We start from the raw sequence: 24127 nt of genomic DNA, 5'->3' as shown, positions 1-24127 counted from the left end.
TAAAAAGCCTAAGCTACTCCCTTTTTCAATATAGACAGTTTTAAAATGGAAAATGCGTACAACGCACCAAAAAAAAAGGGAAATATCTTTTCTGCTACCAAGATGGCTTTTAGCTGTGCAGAAAATAAAAAGAAACCAAGGAGATAAAAGAATAAAGTTTGTTTTTGGTAACCAGATGATCACGTTTATTATACGCCCGCAGGCATTCACTAATCTTTTGAATAGCACGACGCATATGTGTCTGTACCGTTCTCGGGGAAATCTCCAAAAGTTCGGCAACTTCCTTGTATCTCATACCGTCTTCCTTAATCAATCGAAAAACGAGTGAGGTTTGCCCTGGCAAGCGCTGGATTATACTGTCAATTTTAAGGAAAAACTCCTTCTTTTCCAACTCTACATTTGGATCGCGGGTGTCAATAAGCACGAGCTCATCTGTAAGGCCTGTTTGTAGATGTAAATGAGAATATTTTTTGAGGTGATTAAGTGCCCGATTCTTAACAGCCATATAAAGATAAGCTTTCGGATTCAATATCGCGGTCAGCTCCCTCCTATTATTCCAACATGTGACGAATACATCTGATACAATTTCCTCGGCGGCATACTCATGATGAATAAAGGTATTGCAAAAGTTAATCAGGTTTCTGTTCAATTGATAAAAAAGCAATTCGAATGACTTTTTATCATTGAATAGACATACTTGGTTCCACAAGTGTTTTAAATGGTCGTTAGGTTGCTCCATAAAGCCTTCTCTACCGTCAAATATACATTTTTATCGTGTAATTACTAATGACGACAAAGAAACCCCTCGTTCTAGGCAGAAAAAAACAGGAGATACGGCAGGAGGAAGATCGGTTGATTGTATTATGCCGCTCTGCTTATGGCATGGCAAACTTAAACAACTGTTTTTGCACCCGCCATAGAAAATCATCAATATCGAAAGGCTTCTTGATGAAATCTTCTGCCGGTATGTTCTCCATAATATTAAGATCGTAATGAGCAGACATCATAATTATAGGAATGTGCCTGGTATCCTCGCTCCTTTTCAACTTATAACAGATATCGATTCCATTACCATCGGCCAGCATGATATCCAAAAGAAAAAGATCGGCTTTTTCGTTTCGCAGATTTCGCATAAACATAGCCGCCCGACTATAGCTTGATACATCAAACTGTTCGTCAACCAATAGGTACTCTATCATTTCCCTAATTGCTTCGTCATCTTCCAATAGTACGACTTTCTTTTTCATGGATATTAACGTCTAACGGCATAGGCCGCAAGGCTTGCGCCAACAGCTGGCAAAAGAACCCTTTTGTGGATAAAAAATATTGCTGTCATACTTAAACCCTGATAAATAAATCGGTTTCTTTGCTATTTACGCTAAAGAAAAACATTAAAGCTAAAACGCCATCAGACAATATTTTCAACATCTTCTCTAAGAAAAATCGTTTAGAAAACATGCATTAAAGGCTACTTCTGCGTCCTTTTTTACCGACAGCAACGTTTACTATTCGCTTCGCGCAACTTCGACTTGACCAGCTTACTTCCAAAGCCTCGCTGGCAGGAAAACTCAAACAGTCCGGCTGATAATACAATAGCATGTCTCCTAAAGTGAGGTCGAGGCTGCACTACAAGATTACATCAGTTCGTCTACTTTAACCAACCTGTAGATAACGTCTGTTTTAATAAGTGCTCCCACCGTAAGGTCTTCGGCTTCAACTAATTTCTTTTCAACTTCAGTTGTGTCTACCGTTGGATAAAGTGCTAAATACGTATCAATATATTCGCGCATATGCGTTTCATCACTTGGTAACGGCAATAAACGGATGACATCGTAGTGGTCTCCTTTATAGGTGACTGAACTGCCACTCTTTAGCTGATGATGTTCAATGACTTCTTTTGTTTGTGTATAGTTCATCTCTGTTAATATTAGGTTCAAGGCTATTCATAGCACCTTTCATTTATTACGAATTCGGTTGTCGGCTACCTTCATTTACACCTTCTAGTCTCGGTGTTTCTCCGGTTCTATCTCTCGTGAACGAATCGTTTGCTCCATGTCCTTTCGGTCCTGCCTATTACGACGGAGAAACCACAGCAATACCGCTATAACAACAACGACTACTATAACGACAACGGTAACATCGATTTCCATTAGCTTTCTGAACAAATCCTGCTAAACAACAATTTTAATGATCATATTGTTCTTAGCAATCCAAGCATTAACATCGGTATTGACCGATCGCAATCAGCAACGAACAATATATAGATCAAGGCGTTTATTATGCGTATGGATACCGAACTAAAGACAATCGCTATCGTTGGATCTGGCGCTAGTGGCGTAGCCTGTTTTATACAGCTAGTATTAAAATATATAATCGCAAAATCTTCACAACCGCTTTCGATCGTCCTCTTCGAAAGAAAAAACGAATTCGGTACCGGATTGGCTTACGGTACGGGGCAAGAAGGGCATTTGCTTAACACGAAAGCAGGTTTAATGGGACTGTTTCCCGGAGAACGATTGCACTTTGTGCAATGGATGCATCAGCACAAAGATTTAATAGAGCAAGACTTTCCGCAAGTACACCCCCACCCCGACTCTTATCCACCGAGAATGCTATATGGGCTGTATGTTCAATCCATGCTCGATCATTATTTCCAAATAGCACAGCAACACAAGCTACAGGTCAGCAAACAACATATGGAAATTGTTGATGCGGAAGCAACCGGTGAGCAGCGAATCACATTAAAATCAAACAAAAACTCCTATTATCATGCAGATTACGTCATATTGGCGACGGGCACGCCGGCCTCCGCGACCTTCAGGGAGTTGAATGGCTTAACGCAATTTATTGCTTCGCCCTGGCCTTCCAAAAGAATACTCACAACGATAGAAGATAAAAACGCAAAAGTAAGCATCGTGGGAAGCAGCCTTACCGCTATTGACGCATTGATTACTTTAGTTGAAAATGGCCATAAGGGCCCGATCACCTTTTTTTCGTTGAGCGGGCTTTTACCAAGGGTTCAGTCGCCCGCCGAGATTCCCTTTCAAAGAAAAGTACTAACACTTTCCAACATCAGAACCCTGATCCGGGAGAACCAACGATCCTTACGCGTCAAGGATCTGATACGTTTATTCCGAGCAGAAGTAGAAAATCATTTACAGCGAAAAGTCGATTGGGCCGCGGAAGAACGTGTAGGCAAGAACCAGCTCGATTTGTTGGAAGGAGATATCAGACAGGCAACACAAGGAGCCAACCTTTATCAAAATATTCTCTATTCATTGAGGGAAGACACCTACGCCATATGGAAATTATTGTCTGCTGACCAGAAAATCCTATTTGACAAGTGGATAAAGCCCTATTTTGACATTAACAGACATGCCATTCCAATGGAAAATGGCGTGAAGGTTAGGAACCTGCTAAAGACTAATCAACTTCGAGTCATCGGCAATAGCGATGACATTCAATGGGATGGAACCAAGTTTATCCTAAAAACGGAGGATGAAAAATCCTACGAAGCAGATTTTGTGATCAACGCCTCTGGTCCTGCAAGCGTTGTTAGTAAAATGGAAGACCTGCCACTGCTACAGATTTTGCTGAAAAAAAATTACATCCAAGAATACGCTGCCGGCGGCTTACTCGCCGATTTAAACACCATGAGACTTGAAAGCGGAGATGGAATACCCCGTCTTCCGCTCTATACGGTGGGGCACCCGCTTTCGGGACTTCAGCTAGATGTAAATTCTTTATGGTTTAATGTGGAACAAGCAGATCGCTTAACGGACGACATTATTCAACAGATACGCTAATGGATGTATTTCAGCAACTACTCACTCATGTGCTACCGCTCTATGCCCTAATCGTTGTCGGATTTTTTGCCAAACGACGGTGGAACCTGGAAAGTAAATGGATTTCTAAATTGTTATTATATATACTAATTCCTCTGCTGATTGTTGAAAATCTGTTGAAAGCCAATTTATCAGAAACAATGGTAATCGGCTCCATGGTTTTTGTTCTCGCACTCACAATGAACCTACCGGCAATCCTTTGCAAACGCTTTTTTGCAAAGGATTTTAATGGAAGTCTGTTAAAAGGCAGTTTCTCCTATTACAACATTGGCTGGTTTGGCATTCCCGTCGTCATGGCGCTCTTCGGAAGTAAAGAAATGCCACTCATCATCAGCGCTTATGTAGGAAATGTACTCTATGGCGATACAATAGGCTACTATTTGATGTCGCGCACAAAAGGGTTAGGAGTGACCAAAGCTGTGAAAAACATCTTTAAAATTCCAGCTATTTATGCCTGCCTTATTGCAATTCTGTTAAACATCACAAAAATCGAGCTTCCAAAAGGTGCCGAAGCGATAGGCAGCGTGATAAGCTGGGCCGCTTCCGCTTTAGGTATGCTCATCATTGGCATTACCCTAGCGGAGTTGAATTTTAAACAGATCCCTTATCTCACCTTTACCAAAATATTGGCCATACGTTATCTTTCAGGAGCGGTATTCTTAATAACACTGGTATTACTCGAAAAGCAATTTTTACAGGTGTTAAATGCCGAAAAATCTAATTTAATGCTACTTATTTCCGGTTTTCCAATTGCCGCAAATTTAGTTGTTTTCGCCTCTTTCTTAGAAACCGAAAAAGCGAATTCGGCACTGCTGGTGGGAATTTCGTCCATTATATCCCTTTTTCTGGTTCCGCTATTATGTTTACTCCTTTTTTGAAGCGTGCGTGCGATTGCTGGTTATCAACTATTCTTGCAAATAGTAATCGATCGAATTGATAAAGGCGCTGCCCAAAGCTCGTCTAGAAATTGGCGATCGCTTTTAAAGGACAAAGAGGTCAGGGTTCTGATTTCAAGATTTAACGTAAAGCTGGGAGAAACAAAAGGCCAAGGCTCTACGGAAAGATAATTTTCATCAGATAAAGAAAATAAACTAAAACTTTCGCCTTCTGGCCCTTTACTTATTTCCAATTTTCGTCCTTCCGGAGGAATTTGCTGCTGACATAGAATCAGTGAAAACGCATCACACCATTGCAAAATGGTGTAATATCGCCTCATTGCTGCTTCCGTCACGTCCAATTGTCTCCTCCATTCGCGTTGAAAAAGCTGAAGGCGCCTACAATATGCCGTTGCCTCAGGCGATGCGCCATCATAAAGGAACTGAATATGGCAAGATATAAGCAGAACAATAAATAGCCCCCGCGTAAACGCCTGCTTCATTAAACGGTCGCATAGCTCTTCCGAAAACATTTCCATATGGAAATCGATCGGCCCACCAGTTTTAGTGATTAAATTGCTTTTTTCAAATTCGTTCGCCGAATCATCGTGTTCGGCGGTGGCCAACAACAAATCCAACTTTCTTTGATCGTCCTTTACCCACGTTAACTGATTCAAAAGAGTTGCAGCAATTTTTCCGTGATGGCGCTGTAGGATAACATCCCATCCATTTTCTTTATACGTGACAATCATGAGCAAACAGTTCGTTTATGGTGTTACTAATTCAACTATGCCCCGGCGAAGCGTTTCTAGATTCTTTAATGCATTGCCCATGGTGTTATTAAAATACACGAAAATGTTTTTGCCTTCACGAAACCAATCCACGATATAGGCGGCGTACTCGTGTAAGAAATCGTCTTCATATGAGCCCTTATAATCGCCGTCCGGTCCATGGAACCTGACATATACAAAATCAGCCGTCGTATGAAAAAGCGGCGTACTATTTCCGCCTTTATCATGAATAACAAGACCGAAACCTAGGTTATCCATCATTTCGTAGATCGTCTCACCATACCAGGAGTTGTCTCTGAATTCGATAGCGAGTTCCCATTTTTGCCGTTTTATTTCTGGATAAATAACCTGCAATAAATCCATAAACATTGTCTGGTTTTGAAATTTATAGCTAGCAGGAAACTGCATGAGGATACATCCCCTTTTTTCAATATCAACACCGTCTACCGCATCCATAAATTGCACAATATCTGCATCCTTATAAAACCCGCCTTTGGTATGGGTAATTTCCCGAAATAATTTAAAGGTAAATTTGAATGCCGACGGAACCATTTTACTCCATTTGCTGACGGTAGACTTCATTGGAATTTTATAGAATGAACTGTTGACTTCAATACTGTTATTGAGCAGACCGTAAACTTCCAGCCTACTCTTCTCCTGGAACTCCGCCGGATAAAACGACTTGTTTTTAAACGGCAGAACGATACCACTCGTTCCTGTATAAATATGATTTGAGTTTTTGCTAAACATTCATTTCCGTGCTTTACCTCATTAAATCAGATTCAGTAACGGTTGACAATGAGAATCAGAAGGCCTTCCTAAGACCTTATTACCGCTTCCATATTCAACTATAACAATTGCATCACGAAAGTGTTCAATAACCTTATGTAGTACCCCGACCTTCTATGGGCACGCAGGAATGCAAAGATTTGGAAAACCTTCTGTTAAACAATCGCTCTTAATAGTTGTTGTCCTGTAAAAGATTTCACAAACGCATAAACGAATATTATTGATATGAGTGTATTCAAAAATCCCCACACAAAATATCCCGTACCACCTTTTCCAAAACAAGTTCAGGACGTACCCGGTACGGAAGCTGAAATGAAGCCTAAGGCGGACCATGGTGAAGAAAGTTATAAAGGCACAAACAAGCTTAAGGGCGCGAAGGCCGTTATTACCGGTGCAGACTCGGGCATAGGCCGTGCAGTAGCAATTGCCTATGCTAGAGAGGGTGCCGATGTATTGATAGGTTATGGATACGACGTCGAAGAAGAAGATGCGAAGGAAACCGCCAAATGGGTGGAGGCTGCCGGCCAAAAGGCAGTAGTGCTGAAAAGTGACGTTCGAGACGAACAGTCCTGTCAGCTACTAATTGAAACGGCCATTAAAGAGTTTGGGCAGATCGATATCCTCGTAAATAATGCTGCGTACCAGATGTCGCACAAAACCCTAAGCGAAATCTCTTCGGAAGAATGGAACCGTACATTCGAGACCAACATTCGAAGTATGTTTTATCTATGTAAGGCCGCTGAACCGCATATGAAACCTGGAAGTTCTATCATCAACACGGCTTCGGTTAATTCGTATCATCCCAATGCGGTTCTGCTTGATTACGCAGCCACAAAAGGAGCCATTCAGAACTTCACGGCCAATCTGGCTCAAATGTTATTGGAACAGGATAAAGGAATACGGGTGAACGCGGTGGCTCCAGGCCCTGTATGGACGCCATTGATTCCATCAACCATGCCTGAACCAGAAAATTTCGGCAAAAATAGCCCAATGAAAAGGCCCGGCCAGCCGGCAGAAATAGCGCCCGCGTATGTCTTCCTCGCTTCCGAGGATAGCAGCTACATTGCAGGTGCAACCATCGCTATAACGGGTGGCAAAATAGCCATTTAACTTACTACCCGGTCCATAGCTAGCCGATGCAGGCCTAGCTATGGATCATCTTCTCAGTGATTCACCTTCCATTGATGCCCCGCATCATCCAAGAGCTCTTTACCCCAAATAGGCAATTCGCTTTTTATTCGTTCAACCACTTCGGTACATGCTTCAATAGCTGCATTGCGGTGCGGCGAAGATGTAAATACAAAAAGGCAAATTTCACCGGTTCCTACCGTGCCTAAACTGTGGTGTACGTGCATGCAGGTCAGTGAATACTTCGAAAAAATTTCTTCACGGATTATATGCATCTTTTCCAATGCCATTTCTTCATAGGCTGTGTACGATATGGCAGCTACATCCTTTCCATCAATAAGGTCTGCCCTCACCTGCCCTAAAAAGATATTATGAGCGCCAATTTCGGTTTTAACGCTATGTTTCGCGATACTTTCTGCAATAAACGACGGACTTATCGGGCCTTGATGGAAAATCTGCTTCATTGTATACATATAAATACAGTGCTAAAAGTAATAATTCTGTAGCACTATTCGGCTATTTGCGTTGCTGAAATCGGCCTAAAAGGTTATTATTGTATAACCGGATGCCGAAAATATGGAAGATCTAAATACGCTGTACATCAACCGCGCAAACCGACTTGCATGTTGGTTCAAAAGAGTGGGGCACAAAACTCGGCACCAACAAAAATCAAAACATCTACTTCACTTAATTTCTATGTACACTTATAAGCATCAACGACCGGCCTTAACCGTAGACATCCTGCTTTTTCACCGCGGCGAAAACCAGGAATGGCATATCTTATTAATCAAAAGAAAACAAGAACCCTTTAAAGATCAATGGGCATTCCCGGGAGGTTTCGTTGATATCGATGAAAAAATAGATGCCGCTGCCTTCAGAGAACTTGAGGAAGAGACGGGTATAACAAACTTAAACCTAGAGCGCCTTGGCATATATGACGATCCGGACAGGGATCCACGCGGACGTACCATATCCATAGCTTATATAGGCATCCTTGATGAACAACGCGGCGCGATTGCCTCAGATGATGCCTTAGAAGCAGAATGGTTTGCCATAGACAAATTACCCCATCTTGCCTTTGATCATCAAAAAATAATGATGGATGGCAGAAAAAAACTAAGTTCAGTTACTTAACTTGAGATTTAACGCAAGCATCCAGCCGATGCCATCATACCAATATCTTTTTAACCGGCATTAAAAGAAAGCTGTAAGGCGGCAACCTCGCGTATTTTACATTCATTCAAACAAAATGATGGTTTCAGCACTTTTATTCGCATGGAAACTGCAATAAACGACCTTATTTCACAGGTTAAAAGCCAGTTATTGGATCGCTTTACAAATAGCGGGGCACACGTTGACCTCATCGACGCTATACATGGCCTCTCTTGGGAACAAGCCGGACAGAAACAGGAGAATTTCCCTTATAATATTTGGCAATTAACAGAACATATCCGCATTACGCAATTCGACATCCTAGAGTTTTGCCGCAATCCAAGCTATGTATCTCCAAACTGGCCTTCCGGTTACTGGCCGAAACACAGTAGCCCCAGAGATAGTCGCGAATGGAAACAAACGCAAACTAGCATTCGGGAAGATCATAAAGCTTTTATTGATCTGCTTATGCGGAACGATGTCGACATCTTTAGGCGCTTTGATCATGGTAGTGGCCAAAGTTTATTTAACGAAGCCTTATTGATCCTAGATCACAATGCTTACCACGTCGGACAGATTTTATTGATAAGAAAAGTAAACGGCTGGTGGCCATAGCAGCGCCATTATTTTTTCTACAAGCCTTTAGGACTTTGATTCAAAAAGGAAGGCGAGCACCTAAAGATGAAGTGCTCGCCTTGTATTACCTCAACGTAGGCAACCACTATTCTGTGACAAGCTGCTCCTTTTTTAGCTGACTTTGGGTAGAAGCGGTCAACTCGCGTTTAGCCAAAGCATGACACTCCTCCAGTGCTTGACTGAACATCATTTGTTCGGGCGGAGTCTTTTGCGTTGCTGCGGACGGACCGCGCAATGCGCCTACAATGCCCAGTTCCCTGGCAACGTAAACGTATCGTATAGCGTCTATCACCACGCCTGCCGAATTTGGCGAATCCTGTACCGACAATTGTGCATCCAATATCACAGGTGCTCCCATAAAACCTTCCAGTTCCAGTCGGAAATTAGCTACTTTGTTGTCGCCGTAATAAGCGATATACTCAGAAGGCCCGGCATGCAGAAAGCTATTTTCTGTGGATATATTCCGTATATCATTTTGCGCCCTAATCACGTTTTCTTTTGAGATTTTCTTCGATTTTAGGCGGTTTTTATCTTCCATATTCAGAAAGTCGGTATTCCCACCTATATTTCTTTGTATGTGCGCTTTTACATGATGACCACGAGCAAAGGCAAGTTCTTGAAGCATTTGTGATAAGATACTCGCTCCAAACTGACTTCTCATATCATCTCCAATGATTGGGATGCCGGCATCAATAAACTTTTGTTCCCAAACGGGGTCTGAAGCAATAAACACAGGGATACAGTTTACCAACGAAATACCGAGCTCTAAACAGATCTCTGCGAAGAATTCTGTGGCAATTTGAGAGCCGACAGGAAGATAATTAATCAAAACCTCTACCTGATGCGCGGTTAATTGCTTAACGATCTGCTCGCGATAAGTATCCACAAGCGCTTTATCGTATGTAACACTCTTGTCCAGCATATCCGTCACTTTCAACGGTTCAGCAACCTTGAATCGCTGTGCTTCCGGATAAGACGACATCAGCGGAGAAACCCCGTCAAGCACCACAGATGGATAGATAGGCGCTTCAGAACCGATTTGATCGTATAGAACCATTGTACAGTTCGGTTTTTCAAAAATGGCCTCTTTCAAGGTTTTACCGATTTTTCGCTCATCAACATCGAACCCACAAACAAATTCAATATCAGCCGCACGATATCCACCGATATCGTCTGTCATTAAGCCAGATTTTTGGTCAGGATGATTGGTATAATACTCAACGCCTTGTACCAGTGAGCTTGCGCAATTTCCCACACCGAGAATAGCGACTTTGATTTTATGTTCCATTCGTTAATCTAAATTATTTTCTATAAAAGGAGATGCTATATCCAGCATGCGTAAGCATCCCTTTAACTAAACCGCGTCGTACCATATCGTTAACATACAGTACACATAATTTTAACAGGCCAAAGGTAGCCAATGGTTTAAAATTCTACCCAAACAAAATGATTTTTTTTTGAAAGTTTTACTTTTCCATTAATATAGTCAATAATAAATCGATTGGCAGCCTTTTTAACATCCCCTCCTTATAATCAGTTGGCGATAGAATGTACAGCATTAAACGAACGAACAGGGTATTAGTCCGACACATTAGGGTGTCGGACGTCCGAAGCTATAACGGATAGTAACTCCAAAGGTGCGCGGATCGCCGAGTACCGCTGCGTAATGGCCCGCATTACCTGCTGCTGGAAGCAGCTGCTCGAAATAGTCCTTATCTAACAGATTTCTGCTCCAGATAAAAAAGGAAGTACCTCGGCTGGCCTGAAATCCAAGTCGCGCATTCAACAATACGTAACCATCCACATTCAGGTATTGAGACGGCGACGGACTTGAGGAAAAAGAAGAGCGGAAGTAAGAGTCAAGTGCCAAAAAGTAATTCCCGCCTAAAGTAAGAAATTTGCCGGAGACATCAATCTGACCGCCTAGTGAGCCCGCCCATTTCGAAATACCGGGTAAGTCGCCGCCCGAAATATCCTTAAACGCAGATGGTCCACCGGTTTCCTCCAACGGAACCGGTGCATTCGTAAAGGAAACGTATTTCCCGTCTGTATAGGAAAGCGCTCCGTATAAGGAGAAAACGTTCCCTAAAAAGATATTTCCATCCACCTCCGCACCACGCACCCGCACTTTTTCGGCATTGGCCAGATAACCACGATTAACGCCTACCTCTGCTGTCTGAACTTGGGTTTGAAAATCTTTGATATCGGTATTATAGACTGCAAAGTTCAAGGTAGCGTTTTCAGAGGGTGTCGTCTTCAGGCCTAACTCATAATAGGTCACATACTCCGGCTTAATTTCTGCCAGCTCTAGCATCGGTTCCCCATCGCTGGTTGGTAAACCACCCAAGTTAAGTCCCACTGGCTTGTAGTTTGTAGAGAAAGTCGCGTAGCTATTAACTCGGTCACTTGCCTTATAAGCAAGTGTTATCTGCCCGGACAAGTTCGTATTATCGGTGTTTGCATTGAATACCTGATCGGTGTAAACCGCTCTTTTTATTTCTAAAAGCTCGGCATCTTCCGTTTGAAGCCCCCCGTAAGTCTGGCGGTTAAAATCGACTTTCTTTTCATCATAATTAAAACGCAATCCCGGCAAAATGTGTAGTCGTTCGGTAATTGCCCAGTCGAGCTGACCGAATACAGCGCCACTGAATGAAGTAAGCTTGGAGTAGGTACGGATTCCATAACCATCGAGCAAGCCCGCCGTGTTCCATAATGAGCTCGTTGAGCTCTGAGAAAAACGCCATTGCGCTGCACCGGATTCTTCGGTATGATAAGGATCTGTCTTTAATTGCTGACCGATCGCGTAGATACCAAAAACACCGCTTAAACGCGACGAAAATTCACCAGCGTAACGAATTTCCTGCGACCATTGCTGATGTTTGGAAGGAGCCTGTGAAAGCGCCAGAACAGGAAGACCGGTAAAATCGCGGTCGTTGGACGGATTCCAGTTCCAATAGCGCCAGGCGGTGGTTGAGGTGAGCGTACCTGCTCCAACCTTAATATCTGCATTCAGCGAAACACCGCCTAAATCATTATCTGATCGCCAAGGCGTGTCATGGTCTATTTCTCTATCAAAGGGATTACGACTCGGCAAATCATACCCTAAGTCACTGATAATCTGCTCGAACTGACGGTAAGTGGCCCTCTGAGTAGTAGCCACACCGGCGAATACTTGTGCATAACCGTTAGGACGTTGCCTCGAGGCGTCCCCTGCCAATATAATGGAAACATCGTTGGATGGCGTGTAAAGCAATTGTCCCCGGAACCCCAAGTTATTGAGATCATTTACGTGTTGATCCGTAGCAACATTATACAGTACGCCGTCTCGTTGCGTACCCGAAAAAGAAAAACGAGCGGCCAAATTCTTTGTTAAAGGACCAGTGATCGAACTCTTTGCCTGAATATAGCCATAGTTTCCGTAGCTCGCTTCAAAGTTCACTTCTGGTGTGAAACTTGGTTTACGCGTCGTGATGTTAAAGGCGCCGGCTGTAGTATTTTTTCCGAACAGCGTACCTTGCGGACCTCTCAGTACCTCTATGCGTTCAACATCGATAAAATCGAGTGTAGTAGCTGCCGGACGGGCAAAATAAACGCCGTCAACGTAAAACCCAACGCCCGGATCAATACCATCGTTGGTGAGTCCAAAGGTCGACCCTAAACCTCGGATATTGAGTGTCGTATTTCGGGGATTAGAAGAATATAACTGCACTGCTGGCACGAGCTCCTTTAACCGATTAACATTAAATGCCCCCGCATTTTCTACGCGGGCACCACCGACGACGGAAATAGAGATGGGTACATTTTGTATACGTTCGGTGCGCCGTCTGGCGGTAACCGCCACTTCCGAAAGTTGGAAATCATCGGCAATGAGCACAATATTGAGAGGGCTAGTCGGCACTTCCTCTATTTGGACTTCTCTTGTTCTGTATCCCACCGAGCTGACGGAAAGCGTAAAAGGCGGTGGATTTGGTACTTGAACGACAAATGCACCGTTAATGTCGGTCGCAACTTTTATCGACGTCCCCTTCACAATAACGGTTGCGCCCAAGATGGCCACATCATCACCATCCTTAACCGTGCCGGTGATCGTTTGCTGTGCAAACATGACCTGTGAAATTAATACGGAAAAACTAAGAAAAAGTAATTTTTTAAACATGATATTAAATCTATGGAATTAGTAGACAAATATAGATATTCTTTTAACATTCCATAGCTTTTGTGAAAACAACGGGAATTGTGTGCTTATGGCAGCTAGAACAAATGGCCTGTATTTGAGCAATAGCCGCTTAACCAAATAAGTCGTGCTCTCCGTAAAAATGGCGAATAATCTTCACAAATGCATCTCCCAGCTCTTTCGCCTTGCCCACACCCACACCTTTAACTTGTGCCAAGTCGCCCAAAGTTTTGGGGGCTTTGGCAGAAATGGTGATACAAAGTTGCTCGCTTAAGATGAGATATTCTGGCACATCCAATTTGCGGCTCTGCTCTTTACGCCAAGCAAGAATTTCGGTTAGCAACAATGGATTTGCAATCTCCTTCGGTTTAGGCTCCGCTACCGCTTTTTTTGTCTGATAAACCGGAAAATGATTCATTGCGGCCTCTATGGTGACTGCCGACAAATCCCTCAACCAAGCGTCTGTTAACTCGATTCGCATAGCAGCAAATTTTCCCTTCAAATGCATGAGTAATTGGTTATATATCGAGAAAAATGCTGGATCGGGCTCTTCATCTATAGGTAATACCAACAGCTTCTGGATCTGTGTTAACAACACTTCGATCTTAGGCATAAAGTAGCTCATTGCTTTCTTTAACCGAGCCAGAAAGTCGATATGCGAGAGAAGCGCTTGTTCGCGGTTCAGGTCAGCAAACTCCTTCGCCAAAAATTTGTCGGCCACCTTGCTTACCTGCTTGCCCAAAACATCTTCAATCTGCCCGACACATTCGGCAACCATGGGCTCATTTTCTGAAGGCTTCAATAGCAACTTCAGCTCGCCCCATTCTGCTTCGATATTATGAAAATTGAACAGATCTGCTACGACAAGATATTCCTGCTGCAGCAGCAGTTGCGCTAGTTTCTGCTCGGATTCAGTTCTTTCTATATTGCGGCGCATAAAGTCGGTAATACGAGCGTCCGTTATTACATTTTCAGCTTTTATCGGCGCTTTTAACACCAACCCTTCTAAGCTTCTACAGCGACTCAGTGCTACATAGGTTTGTCCATGTGCAAAAGCCGCTTCAACATCGATAACCGCCTTGTCGAACGTTAAACCCTGACTCTTATGTACCGTAATTGCCCAGGCTAATTTAATGGGATATTGGGTAAACGAACCGCTCGAGGACGACGCTATTTTGCCCTCCGATTCATTCAGCGCATACTTTGTGTTCTCCCAAGTTTCCGGCACCGCATCGAATTCAGATTCATCATCCAAAAAACGGACGCGTATGCTGTTTTCTGCAAGGTTTAAAATTTGCGCCGCTCGTCCATTGTAGTATTGTTTTTTACCGCTTGAATCGTTCTTTATAAAAATAATCTGGGCACCCACTTTAAGGCATAGTTCAACGTCCGCAGGATATGCGTCTTTTGGAAAATCGCCTACAACCCTTGCTCTATATACCATCAACTCACCGGGCAAATCACGAAGTCGCGACTCATTTATTTGAGCAACGGAGCTATTATGGGTAGACAGCGTGACATACTCATTCAATTCAGTAGCTGCAATTTCCGGCTTGTACTGCCGGTTTAAAACGGCTAAAAGCGACTCGTCAATCTGCGCACTCCGAATACTATTTAAAATGGTAATAAAAATAGGATCGGCCTGGCGAAAAACTTCTGTAAGTTCAAAACTCAGCAACGGAACGGATTCAAAGACACGGCCACTGAAAAAATAAGGACTGCCGTAATATTCCTTCAGGATAGGCCAGTCGTTTTGGTAAACGGGCGGCAATTGATAAAGGTCACCGATCATCAGCAGTTGAACGCCTCCAAATGGGCGGGCAGATCCTTTTACCGCTCTTAGGACAAAGTCGATTCTGTCTATAACATCGGCCCGAACCATACTGATTTCATCAATAACAAGGAGTTCTAAACTGATGAATAACTTCGTTTTGTCCGGCGACATGCGAACCGCCATATCCCCCTTCAAATTGTTTCGATTCTGTTGTGGAATAAGTGGCCCGAAGGGTATTTGAAATAATGAGTTAATGGTAACACCCCCTGCATTTAAGGCCGCTATTGCTGTCGGCGCTACGACCGCTATATTTTTTGTCAGGTTACTTTTTATATAACGAAGAAAAGTCGTTTTACCAGTCCCGGCTTTGCCTGTTAAAAATATAGGGGTATCGGTCTTTGTTAAAAGGTCGATAATACGCTTATGGACGGCATGTAAATTCATTGAATGTGGTGATCTGCGAGAATTTGTAAGAAGGATTTAATCAACAAAAGTAAAAAATTCGCAGTAACATTTCGCTCTTAAAGCGGAACGACTAAATATCTTCACCAAAAGCACCATAATAAGCCGCCCCGATGAGTGCAGTCCGACTTTTTAATATGAGATGAATAGGAACATCTTGCAATAAACGCTCCATACGATCACTCTGAACAAACTGTTCACGAAAAAGCTCATTCCGTAAAAGTGGATAAATCTTTGGCGGAATTCCGCCGCCGAGGAACAGGCCACCTGTGGCTTTTAATTTGAGGACCAAACTCGTGGCCTCCCGCGCCATATAACTCACAAACAATTGCATCGCTTTAACACATGCATCATTAAGCTCGCGCATTGCTGTATGACTAACCACTGCCGCCGGGTCGTCTGCCCGGAGCTTTTCACTCAGCCAAGCCGGCTCCTTGTATCCCTTCACATCCCGTAGGAAACTGTATATGCTGTAAATGCCGGCACCGGAAATCAAGTGTTCCCAACTGATCAATCGGCTGCTCTTTCGCAAATAACGAAACAGCTCTATATCCAGCTCCGTGCGGGGAGCGAATTCACTGTGTCCACCTTCTGTGGCAAAAGGCCGATAAAATGCACCATCCCAAAATAAACCTGCTTCACCCAAGCCAGTACCTGGCGCCAATACCGCAATATTCCCGTCTTGTTGCACTCCGGAATAGATGGTCGCAACGTCATCTTCTGCCACGCCTGCCAATCCGTAAGCCGTCGCTTCCAAATCATTCAACAAACAGACCTTGTCCCAACCTCTGTTTTGTTGTATCAATCTCGCATCAATATTCCAAGAGAGATTGGTTAGTTTCACTGCATGATCAACAACCGGACCCGCAACGCCGATGGATAAAATGTTCGGAGGTGAATCTACGTACCCTTGTAGATATTCATCCAAGATGTCGTCAAATGAAAGATACCCGCTTGAAGGAAACGTTTGTTCATTCAGCAACGTAATCACTGTACCTTTTACTTTAAAAGTGCCCAAACTGGTTTTGGTTCCGCCTATATCGGCAGCGAGTAACAGGGCCTCTCTCCCTTGCAGTCTATTGGGTAAATAGAGCGATATATTATTCATATGTAACCTTTTATCCTATAACAGTAAAGCTTATAATTTGATTGTTCTTTTCTACATTTGACATAGGTGCTCGGATTTTTATACTTACCGATTTAAATTATCTGCGCTGCCAATTCGGCAACAGCACATCACCCGATTTTTACATGTCTTTTCGGCTATGAAACAAGCTCCCAATCATATAGCTCCGTCATTGAAATGAGGAAAGCGTGAACGCCAAAAAGAAAATGAGTACTTGTGAAAAAAGCGGAATTTATCTAAGTTTGACTTATATCAAAAATCTGTTATTTTCATATGAAGTATTTTTCCCTATTCCTCTGCTCCTTCTTTTTATTCCCGACGCTATCACTCGGTCAGCAAACCCAAAAACCACCGCTCCACGGCAAAAATTGGATGGCCATTACCGGTAAGCCTTTGGCTGCTACCGCAGGCGCTATGACCTTTCAAAAAGGCGGAAATGCCATTGACGCCGCATGCGCGATGTTGGCGGCTACTTGTACCATGTGGGATGTGCTGAGCTGGGGAGGGGAAACACAGGCTTTAATTTTTAACCCGACGACGAAGAAAGTGATCGCCATCAACGCATTAGGCGTTGCTCCTACAGGCGCAACCGTCGATTTCTTTAAAAATAAAGGCTACGAATTCCCTCCGGAGTACGGTCCTTTGGCTGCCGTAACACCCGGTACGCCGGGCGGGATTTGCTATATGTTGGCAAAATACGGTTCACTCAGTTTAAAAGACGTTTTAGCGCCAGCGATGGAAATGGCCTCCGGCTATCCGATTGACGCACAAACCGCCAATAGCATTGAACGCAACAAAGAAAAAATAAAGGCATGGCCTTACAGCAAAAATGTTTTTCTACCGCATCTTGGCGAAGAGCGGGAAGCTCCCGTTGCCGGAGAAATTTTTAGGCAGCCTCAGCTATTAGCCACGCTTAACAAACTTGTTGAGGCCGAACAGCAGGCGCTGCAGCAAGGTAAAAGCAGAGCAGATGCGATCATGAACGCCTATAACCGCTTTTATAAGGGAGACATTGCGGATGAATTTGTCCGCGGTTCAGCGGAACAAGGCGGGTTAATCACCAAAGAGGATTTAGCCAATTGGGCACCCATCGAGGAAGAACCACTTCATGTAAATTATCGAGGTGTCGAGGTATACAAACTTCAAGAATGGACGCAAGGACCAGCCCTGTTGCAGAGTCTGAATATTCTTGAAAACTTCGACTTAAAGAAAATGGGTTACAATTCTGCCGACTATATTCACACACTTTATCAAGCCATGAATTTGGCATTTGCCGATCGTGATTTTTATTATGGAGACCCTTATTTTAAACCGCGGCCTCCTATTAAAGGACTTCTTGATAAAACGTATGCCAAATCACGCGCAGCTTCGATACCTAAAAACAAGAACCTCGCTATTGCCTTGCCGGGCGACCCTTTTCCTTTCGAAGGCGCAAAAAACCCCTTTGAAGAGCTTTTAACGAAAAGACAATCCTTACTGGACACCAGTAGCAATCAACAGATCAAAGATTTTGTCCCTAAACACGATGCAGGTAACCACGCTCTATTAAATAAACAAGCCTTGGAAGACAGCCTGTATCATGATCGCCTCTGGCGGGGCACAACCAGTGTCGTTGCTGCCGACAAAGATGGATGGCTGATTGCCATTACGCCCAGTGGAGGCTGGGTTCCTGCTTGCATCGCCGGAAACACGGGCGTGGGCATGAGCCAAAGACTACAGAGCTTTGTTCTCGACTCCACCATCAGCCCTTATAACGTGGTACAACCCGGAAAACGTCCACGTGTAACCTTAACACCCTCCCTAGCCTTGAAGGACGGCAAACCTTTTTTAGCCTTTGCTGTACAGGGCGGAGATACACAAGACCAAAACCTGCTTCAGTTCTTTCTTAATACCGTTGAATTCGGTATGACCGTGCAACAAGCAAGTGAAGCGGCAAACATTAACAGCAACCAACTATGGCTATCACTCGGCGGTACCAAAACGAAAGACAGAATGCCTAAATCAGGCAGTATTCTACTCAAGAACAATACCAGCGAGGAAGTTAGGAAGACCTTAGAACAAATGGGGTATAACATGAGCTTTGGAGAACGTACGAGCGGCCCGATAAATGCTATCTTTGTCGATCAAGACCATCATACTTTTTGGGGAGGAAGTAGTAATCATGGAGAAGATTATGGTATTGGTTGGTAAAGCCTTTGAAAGAAAATGAACAAAAAAAGACTAGTTGTGGGTATCAGCGGGGCAACAGGCATTCAATATGGAATAAAAGCTTTGGAACTACTGCGCGAACTGGAAGTTGAAACACACCTTATTATAAGCAAAGCGGCCGAAATGGTAAGGACGTATGAAACGAGTTATAAGCACGATCAGTTGGCAGCCTTAGCGCATAAAGTGTATGCGTTATCGGATGTTGGCGCAGCGATTTCCAGCGGTTCGTTTAAAACGATGGGTATGCTAATCGCCCCCTGTTCGGTAAAAACGATGTCCGAAATCGCCACTGGCGTAACGAGTTCACTTTTATCGAGAGCCGCCGATGTCACCTTAAAAGAAAGGAGAAAACTAGTTCTCCTTTTTAGGGAAACTCCTTTGCATGCCGGGCATCTAAAAACCATGTTACAAGTAACTGAAATGGGTGGTATCATCATGCCACCGGTGCCTGCATTCTACATGCAACCCCAATCATTGGATGAAATGGTTACGCATACAGTGGCGCGTGCACTTGATTTGTTCGGATTCGACCTGGAAATTCCGAGATGGAACCGCTGATCAATATTCACGACTGTCCGACAACGCTTATCCAGTCGATTCCCTAACGATCAATCGTGCAGGCAGTTCTTTATGAAAGGTTTTATCGGTTACCTTCCCAAGCTTTAAGTCGATAAGCAATCTGTCGATAATGAGCTTTGCCATATCTTCAAGTGGTTGGGCCACGGCGGTTATACCGGGCTGGAACAGGCGAAGCGCCTCATTGTCGTCGAATGCAACAACGGCAATATGAGAAGGAATTTTAATTTGATTACGCCTCAGCACCTCCAGTCCACCCACCGCAAGATAGTTCGTTGCAAAACAGATACCGTCTATAATACCGTTGTTTTCCAGGAAATTTTCAAGATCCAATTGCAGCCGCTCTCTTCTTTCCTCATAAGGAACAGATAGAATATACGCTGTCAGATTTCGTTCTTTGAGCAGTTTCCGGTATCCTTCGAGCCTGCTTAACATCTGTGTTTGTTGGGAGTCTGTCGTAATTAAAGCTATATGCTTCTTGCCTTTATCTGCTAAGTGTTTACAAGCGTTGTACATAGCATCCTCATTGCTGATTCCGATATAGTGCGAATCTACCGCTGGCAAATACCTATCAAACAAAACGACCGGTCTGTTTTCCTCCCTAAGCTGCGTAATCTCCTCTTCCAGTCCTTCTGTCGGACAAAGAATATAACCGTCCACCCCCCGATCTCTGAACATGCGTATCAACTCCAACGCTTTCGCTTTCTCGCCATTCGTACTGCTATAAATTATTTTATAACCATTGTTATAGGCCTGTTCTTCTATTAAAGAGGCTATTTGCGAAAAAAAGGGATTACCAATATTCTCTACAATAAATCCTATCGTGTTTGTCTTCCCTGTTACTAATCCTCTTGCTAAATAGTTCGGCGTGTAACCAACCTCCTTTACATAGGCCAAAACGCGCGCTGCAACTTGAGCGCTTATTCGCATTTCTTCCGCTTTTCCGTTTAGAATAAAAGAGATCGTTGTATTGGAAAGCCCCAGCGCTTTGGAAATATCTTTAATTGAGATTCTATTTCTTTTCATTGATATCCAATTGGTAGTCGTATGTTTAGCTGATATGGTTGTGGTAAAGATAATATTTAACTTAAACAATAAGGCAATCGTTTTCACATTAATTGTTAAAAAATCGGCTAACTACCCGCCATTGTACACAAATTTCATAAAGTACTTTGATATTACGTTTTTTATTAAGAAGTTAGCCAATTGTAAACAAAAATTGAGCTAACAAAACCGTAAAATGATGACTAACTACTTTTTAAGCAATTTGCTAAAGCGATTTAACTTTTCAGAAGCACCAAAACCAGCTCGCTTTTTTACGAACGGAATAACTAAAGCGATTTAGTTAACGTCAAACCAATTAATCAAAACACACCAAGTATTAACAACTTGATTATTAAACACTTATGACCAATCAAAAAAGCAAACCAATTAAGCATTTAGCCTTAACAGGGAGTTTGGCTTTATTAATGACAATAGGCGGCACGCTTACGCAAGCAAAAGCGTCTACCACCATGTCTATTGCTAAGGTAACCAAATCTCCTCTTGGGGCACGACAGGCACAAATTACCGGAACAGTTACCAGTGCAACGGATCAATCACCACTCCCTGGAGTATCTGTTCTTGTTAAAGGAACAAATCAAGGTGTAACTACCAATGAAAAAGGCCAGTATACCATCAAGGCTTCTCCAACAGACATTCTTGTTTTCAGTTATATCGGTTTCTTAAGCACCGAAAAGCCGGTTGGGAATACCACCTCGCTCAACGTGGTTTTACAAGAAGATAACCAAAGTTTGGACGAGGTAGTCGTTGTCGGTTACGGAACCCAGCGAAAAGTAGACATAACAGGGTCAGTAGCAGGCGTTAAGTCCGAAGAGCTGACACAACGCCCTGCCCAAAACGTTAACCAGGCGCTGAGCGGCCGTATTGCTGGGGTAAACGCGTCTACTAACTCGGGAAGGCCCGGCGGTCGGACGCAAGTCCGCATACGCGGTTTTAGTTCAATTAACGCCACGAATGAGCCATTATACGTAGTTGACGGAATTATCTTTACCGAAGATATTTCCACCCTGAACCCAGGGGATATCGAATCCGTCGACGTACTGAAAGACGCTTCGGCAACCGCTATCTATGGTACGCGCGGTGCCAACGGCGTTATTATGATTACGACAAAACGCGGTAAAAGCGATCAAAACCAGATCAGCTACGATGCGTTCATGACAGTAAACAAAATGGCCCGTAAGCAAGATGTTTTAAATTCAGCGGAATGGATGGAAATAGAAGCACTGGGCTATAGAAATGCAGCAAAATACGACCCTGAAGGCTTTGCGGCAGGTCGCTATGAAGACCCAGCAGAGAAGCACAGACGCTATGCCGTAGGGAATACCCTCGGCAATAGAGAACTCTTTAATACGGATGGGACGCCTCTATACGATGTTGACTGGCAAGATTTATTAACCCGCACTTCTATTGGTCAATCGCACAATTTATCCTTTACGGGAGGAAGCGAGCGTTCTACTTATGGCTTATACTTAGGTTATTTCGACGACCAAGGTATCATTGTAAACAGCTTCCAAAAGCGGTATAGCGCACGGGCCGTGATCGACAATCAAGTACGTGATTGGCTAAAAGTAGGAGGAACAATCAGTTATTCCAACAACACAGAACGTCGCCAAGACGATGGCGTAGGTGGAAATATACCACCGCGTATGATGATTGAAATGGTTCCGTTTATTCCTTATCAATATCCAGACGGCACTTACGGAAGACGTGAAGACTACGACGGCTTAGAAACAGGCGACAACCCGAGAGCACAGGCAGATGAAATCACACGGCTCTACAGACGCAATGTCTTTACCGGAAATGCCTATGCGAGAGCAACTATCTTGGAAGGACTAGACTTTACCACTACCATTGGGGCTAATGTTCGCGATCAACATCAACCTTATTTTGCAAGTAGTTTTTCAAATTTTGACGGCGGCTTAGGAAGAAGCTTTGCCCGAATTGGTGCTGAAAGTTCATTCTTTTGGCAATGGTCAAACCACTTAAACTATAATAAAACGTTCGGAGATCATCACATCAGTGCAACATTGGGTACGGAGGCGCAAAAGTTTGAAGTGTTGAACTGGGAAGCATCGGCTAATGACATAGCGGACGACTTCTACCAGTGGAACAACCTCGGTATGGGAGCTACGCCTATGCCACCAACTTCCAGCATACAAAACTATCAAATGAACTCGTATTTTGCCCGTGCTAATTACAGCTATAAGGACAAGTATCTATTAACCGTTACCGGTCGTTTCGATGGTTCCTCTCGCTTCGGAGAGAATAACAAATTCGCATTCTTCCCCTCTGCTGCTGCAGCATGGCGTATTTCTGAAGAAGATTTCTTAAAAGGAAATGAAACCGTAAGTAATTTAAAACTTCGTTTAAGCTATGGGTTAACCGGAAACTCGGAAATCGACAGCTATTTGTCTAGAGCCAATTTACAATCAGGCAACTACGTTTTCGATGGGCGTTTATCGGCCGGAACCGTTATTAACACCTTGCCTAACCCAAATCTTAAATGGGAGAAAACCGCTCAATATAATGCGGGTTTCGACTTAGGCTTGTTAAACGATCGGATCAATATCGTATTTGATGCCTATATTAAGAAAACCTCCGACCTTCTTCTTGCGGCACCTGTACCCGCCTCCAGTGGTTATACGACGCTCATGACGAATATCGGTGATATGAAAAACAGTGGATTCGAGTTTGGAATCAATACGGTAAATATCGACAGGGGTGATTTCTCTTGGACTTCAGCACTGAATTTCTCGTATTTAAAAAATGAAGTTACCGCACTCGGCACCAACAACGAAGACGTTTTCATGAATCCCTTCTTTATTGGAAGCAACAGTAACATCTTACGCGTAGGCAATCCTGTAGGTAGCTTCTATGGATTAATACGGGAAGGTACCTGGAGTACTGCCGAAGAAGCCGAGGCTGCTCGATACAACCGTTTACCCGGTGATATTAAATACCGTGACTTAAACGATGATGGACAAATCAACGATGCCGACCGGACCATTCTCGGAAAAGGTATTCCCGATTTCTATGGTGGATTCTTTAATACATTCCGCTATAAAAATTTAGACCTTACATTGGAGCTTCAGTATTCTTATGGAAATGACGTTTTCCGTATGAGTCAACACTCCGCAGAGGACCGCACCGGTATCGCCAACAGCTACGCGACCGTATTAAACGCGTGGACTCCTGAAAATCAAAACACACCAATTGCTGAAATAAGAGGAGCGGGCGTGCGTTACGATACGCTATTAGACTCTCATAAAGTGGAAGACGGTTCTTTTATTCGGGGTAAAAACTTAATGCTCGGATACAACTTTTCTTCTGATGCGTTAAGTAAAATTAAATTGAGCAGATTGAGGCTATATGCATCTGTACAAAATTTCTTTTTGATTACAGATTACAGTGGCTATGATCCGGAAGTAACCACTTACGACGACACGTTTGCACAAGGCATCGAGTTTCACGATTATCCAAAGCCGATGACCTTCACTTTTGGCGTAAACGCAACCTTTTAATCAAAAAA

General features: G+C 43.5%; 19 protein-coding genes. 8 read left to right on the top strand and 11 right to left on the bottom strand.

What is annotated here, in order from left to right:
- Positions 1 to 109: 109 nt before the first annotated feature.
- The 3 genes from EPX21_RS04465 to EPX21_RS04455 form a co-directional block, all read right to left on the bottom strand.
- Positions 110 to 739, bottom strand: coding sequence for an RNA polymerase sigma-70 factor (locus tag EPX21_RS04465; protein ID WP_134088467.1), 630 nt, complete (start codon positions 737 to 739; stop codon positions 110 to 112).
- Positions 740 to 875: 136 nt separating this feature from the next.
- The gene (locus EPX21_RS04460) at positions 876 to 1247 is read right to left on the bottom strand and encodes a response regulator transcription factor (protein ID WP_134088466.1); all 372 of its coding nucleotides are present in this window, start codon (positions 1245 to 1247) and stop codon (positions 876 to 878) included.
- 387 nt (positions 1248 to 1634) lie between these two features.
- Positions 1635 to 1916, bottom strand: a complete 282-nt coding sequence (locus EPX21_RS04455) for a hypothetical protein (RefSeq protein WP_134088465.1) — start codon at positions 1914 to 1916, stop codon at positions 1635 to 1637.
- A gap of 369 nt (positions 1917 to 2285) precedes the next feature.
- Between EPX21_RS04455 and EPX21_RS04450 the strand changes: the two genes are divergently transcribed.
- The gene (locus EPX21_RS04450; RefSeq protein WP_166670675.1) at positions 2286 to 3806 is read left to right on the top strand and encodes an FAD/NAD(P)-binding protein; all 1521 of its coding nucleotides are present in this window, start codon (positions 2286 to 2288) and stop codon (positions 3804 to 3806) included.
- Positions 3806 to 4723: an AEC family transporter gene (locus EPX21_RS04445; protein WP_134088463.1), complete on the top strand. Its 918-nt coding sequence runs from the start codon at positions 3806 to 3808 to the stop codon at positions 4721 to 4723. The genes EPX21_RS04450 and EPX21_RS04445 overlap by 1 nt, the downstream gene beginning before the upstream one ends.
- A 23-nt stretch (positions 4724 to 4746) precedes the next feature.
- Here EPX21_RS04445 and EPX21_RS04440 read toward each other — a convergent pair whose 3' ends face one another.
- A complete protein-coding gene (locus EPX21_RS04440) occupies positions 4747 to 5472 on the bottom strand; it encodes a DUF3891 family protein (RefSeq protein ID WP_134088462.1) in 726 nt (241 codons plus the stop codon).
- 15 nt (positions 5473 to 5487) lie between these two features.
- On the bottom strand, positions 5488 to 6261 hold the full coding sequence (locus EPX21_RS04435; protein WP_134088461.1) for a DUF72 domain-containing protein: 774 nt from the start codon (positions 6259 to 6261) through the stop codon (positions 5488 to 5490).
- Positions 6262 to 6525: 264 nt separating this feature from the next.
- On the opposite strand from EPX21_RS04435, the gene EPX21_RS04430 reads away from it, so the two are divergent.
- Entirely contained in the window at positions 6526 to 7410 is an 885-nt protein-coding gene (locus tag EPX21_RS04430; RefSeq protein WP_134088460.1) for an SDR family oxidoreductase, read from the top strand.
- A gap of 53 nt (positions 7411 to 7463) precedes the next feature.
- On the opposite strand, the gene EPX21_RS04425 is transcribed toward EPX21_RS04430, so the two are convergent.
- Positions 7464 to 7892 carry a molybdenum cofactor biosynthesis protein MoaE gene (locus EPX21_RS04425; RefSeq protein ID WP_134088459.1) on the bottom strand — a complete coding sequence of 143 codons (429 nt, stop codon included), beginning with the start codon at positions 7890 to 7892 and terminating at the stop codon, positions 7464 to 7466.
- A gap of 232 nt (positions 7893 to 8124) precedes the next feature.
- On the opposite strand from EPX21_RS04425, the gene EPX21_RS04420 reads away from it, so the two are divergent.
- Positions 8125 to 8562 carry an NUDIX hydrolase gene (locus EPX21_RS04420; protein WP_134088458.1) on the top strand — a complete coding sequence of 146 codons (438 nt, stop codon included), beginning with the start codon at positions 8125 to 8127 and terminating at the stop codon, positions 8560 to 8562.
- A gap of 141 nt (positions 8563 to 8703) precedes the next feature.
- Complete coding sequence (locus tag EPX21_RS04415) at positions 8704 to 9195, top strand: DinB family protein (RefSeq protein WP_134088457.1); 492 nt, start codon at positions 8704 to 8706, stop codon at positions 9193 to 9195.
- Positions 9196 to 9301: 106 nt separating this feature from the next.
- Here EPX21_RS04415 and EPX21_RS04410 read toward each other — a convergent pair whose 3' ends face one another.
- The 4 genes from EPX21_RS04410 to glk all read right to left on the bottom strand — a co-directional run bounded on the left by EPX21_RS04410 (position 9302) and on the right by glk (position 16734).
- Positions 9302 to 10504, bottom strand: a complete 1203-nt coding sequence (locus EPX21_RS04410) for an inositol-3-phosphate synthase (protein WP_134088456.1) — start codon at positions 10502 to 10504, stop codon at positions 9302 to 9304.
- 303 nt (positions 10505 to 10807) lie between these two features.
- Positions 10808 to 13372, bottom strand: coding sequence for a TonB-dependent receptor (locus EPX21_RS04405; RefSeq protein ID WP_134088455.1), 2565 nt, complete (start codon positions 13370 to 13372; stop codon positions 10808 to 10810).
- 130 nt (positions 13373 to 13502) lie between these two features.
- Positions 13503 to 15608 carry an HRDC domain-containing protein gene (locus EPX21_RS04400; protein ID WP_134088454.1) on the bottom strand — a complete coding sequence of 702 codons (2106 nt, stop codon included), beginning with the start codon at positions 15606 to 15608 and terminating at the stop codon, positions 13503 to 13505.
- A gap of 91 nt (positions 15609 to 15699) precedes the next feature.
- The gene (gene glk, locus EPX21_RS04395; RefSeq protein WP_134088453.1) at positions 15700 to 16734 is read right to left on the bottom strand and encodes a glucokinase; all 1035 of its coding nucleotides are present in this window, start codon (positions 16732 to 16734) and stop codon (positions 15700 to 15702) included.
- Positions 16735 to 17025: 291 nt separating this feature from the next.
- On the opposite strand from glk, the gene EPX21_RS04390 reads away from it, so the two are divergent.
- Both EPX21_RS04390 and EPX21_RS04385 read left to right on the top strand, forming a co-directional pair.
- Positions 17026 to 18942 (top strand): gamma-glutamyltransferase family protein, encoded by a 1917-nt coding sequence (locus EPX21_RS04390; protein WP_134088452.1) that lies wholly within the window; start codon positions 17026 to 17028, stop codon positions 18940 to 18942.
- Between the two features lie 15 nt (positions 18943 to 18957).
- Entirely contained in the window at positions 18958 to 19518 is a 561-nt protein-coding gene (locus EPX21_RS04385) for a UbiX family flavin prenyltransferase (protein WP_134088451.1), read from the top strand.
- 27 nt (positions 19519 to 19545) lie between these two features.
- Here EPX21_RS04385 and EPX21_RS04380 read toward each other — a convergent pair whose 3' ends face one another.
- Positions 19546 to 20562 (bottom strand): LacI family DNA-binding transcriptional regulator, encoded by a 1017-nt coding sequence (locus EPX21_RS04380; RefSeq protein ID WP_134088450.1) that lies wholly within the window; start codon positions 20560 to 20562, stop codon positions 19546 to 19548.
- 380 nt (positions 20563 to 20942) lie between these two features.
- Between EPX21_RS04380 and EPX21_RS04375 the strand changes: the two genes are divergently transcribed.
- Positions 20943 to 24119 (top strand): TonB-dependent receptor, encoded by a 3177-nt coding sequence (locus EPX21_RS04375; RefSeq protein WP_134088449.1) that lies wholly within the window; start codon positions 20943 to 20945, stop codon positions 24117 to 24119.
- Positions 24120 to 24127: the final 8 nt, after the last annotated feature.

The organism is Olivibacter sp. XZL3, from assembly GCF_004368405.1.
In the GTDB taxonomy this organism is placed as follows: domain Bacteria; phylum Bacteroidota; class Bacteroidia; order Sphingobacteriales; family Sphingobacteriaceae; genus Olivibacter.
This window is presented reverse-complemented; position numbering and strand designations above follow the sequence as displayed.

Coding starts and splice junctions, on each gene's coding strand:
- EPX21_RS04380 (WP_134088450.1), bottom strand. CDS start 20,562: ATGAAAAGAAATAGAATCTCAATTAAAGATATTTCCAAAGCGCTGGGG.
- EPX21_RS04415 (WP_134088457.1), top strand. CDS start 8,704: ATGGAAACTGCAATAAACGACCTTATTTCACAGGTTAAAAGCCAGTTA.
- EPX21_RS04405 (WP_134088455.1), bottom strand. CDS start 13,372: ATGTTTAAAAAATTACTTTTTCTTAGTTTTTCCGTATTAATTTCACAG.
- EPX21_RS04430 (WP_134088460.1), top strand. CDS start 6,526: ATGAGTGTATTCAAAAATCCCCACACAAAATATCCCGTACCACCTTTT.
- EPX21_RS04465 (WP_134088467.1), bottom strand. CDS start 739: ATGGAGCAACCTAACGACCATTTAAAACACTTGTGGAACCAAGTATGT.
- EPX21_RS04410 (WP_134088456.1), bottom strand. CDS start 10,504: ATGGAACATAAAATCAAAGTCGCTATTCTCGGTGTGGGAAATTGCGCA.
- EPX21_RS04440 (WP_134088462.1), bottom strand. CDS start 5,472: ATGATTGTCACGTATAAAGAAAATGGATGGGATGTTATCCTACAGCGC.
- EPX21_RS04435 (WP_134088461.1), bottom strand. CDS start 6,261: ATGTTTAGCAAAAACTCAAATCATATTTATACAGGAACGAGTGGTATC.
- EPX21_RS04455 (WP_134088465.1), bottom strand. CDS start 1,916: ATGAACTATACACAAACAAAAGAAGTCATTGAACATCATCAGCTAAAG.
- EPX21_RS04425 (WP_134088459.1), bottom strand. CDS start 7,892: ATGAAGCAGATTTTCCATCAAGGCCCGATAAGTCCGTCGTTTATTGCA.
- EPX21_RS04450 (WP_166670675.1), top strand. CDS start 2,286: ATGGATACCGAACTAAAGACAATCGCTATCGTTGGATCTGGCGCTAGT.
- EPX21_RS04400 (WP_134088454.1), bottom strand. CDS start 15,608: ATGAATTTACATGCCGTCCATAAGCGTATTATCGACCTTTTAACAAAG.
- glk (WP_134088453.1), bottom strand. CDS start 16,734: ATGAATAATATATCGCTCTATTTACCCAATAGACTGCAAGGGAGAGAG.
- EPX21_RS04420 (WP_134088458.1), top strand. CDS start 8,125: ATGTACACTTATAAGCATCAACGACCGGCCTTAACCGTAGACATCCTG.
- EPX21_RS04445 (WP_134088463.1), top strand. CDS start 3,806: ATGGATGTATTTCAGCAACTACTCACTCATGTGCTACCGCTCTATGCC.
- EPX21_RS04375 (WP_134088449.1), top strand. CDS start 20,943: ATGACCAATCAAAAAAGCAAACCAATTAAGCATTTAGCCTTAACAGGG.
- EPX21_RS04385 (WP_134088451.1), top strand. CDS start 18,958: ATGAACAAAAAAAGACTAGTTGTGGGTATCAGCGGGGCAACAGGCATT.
- EPX21_RS04390 (WP_134088452.1), top strand. CDS start 17,026: ATGAAGTATTTTTCCCTATTCCTCTGCTCCTTCTTTTTATTCCCGACG.
- EPX21_RS04460 (WP_134088466.1), bottom strand. CDS start 1,247: ATGAAAAAGAAAGTCGTACTATTGGAAGATGACGAAGCAATTAGGGAA.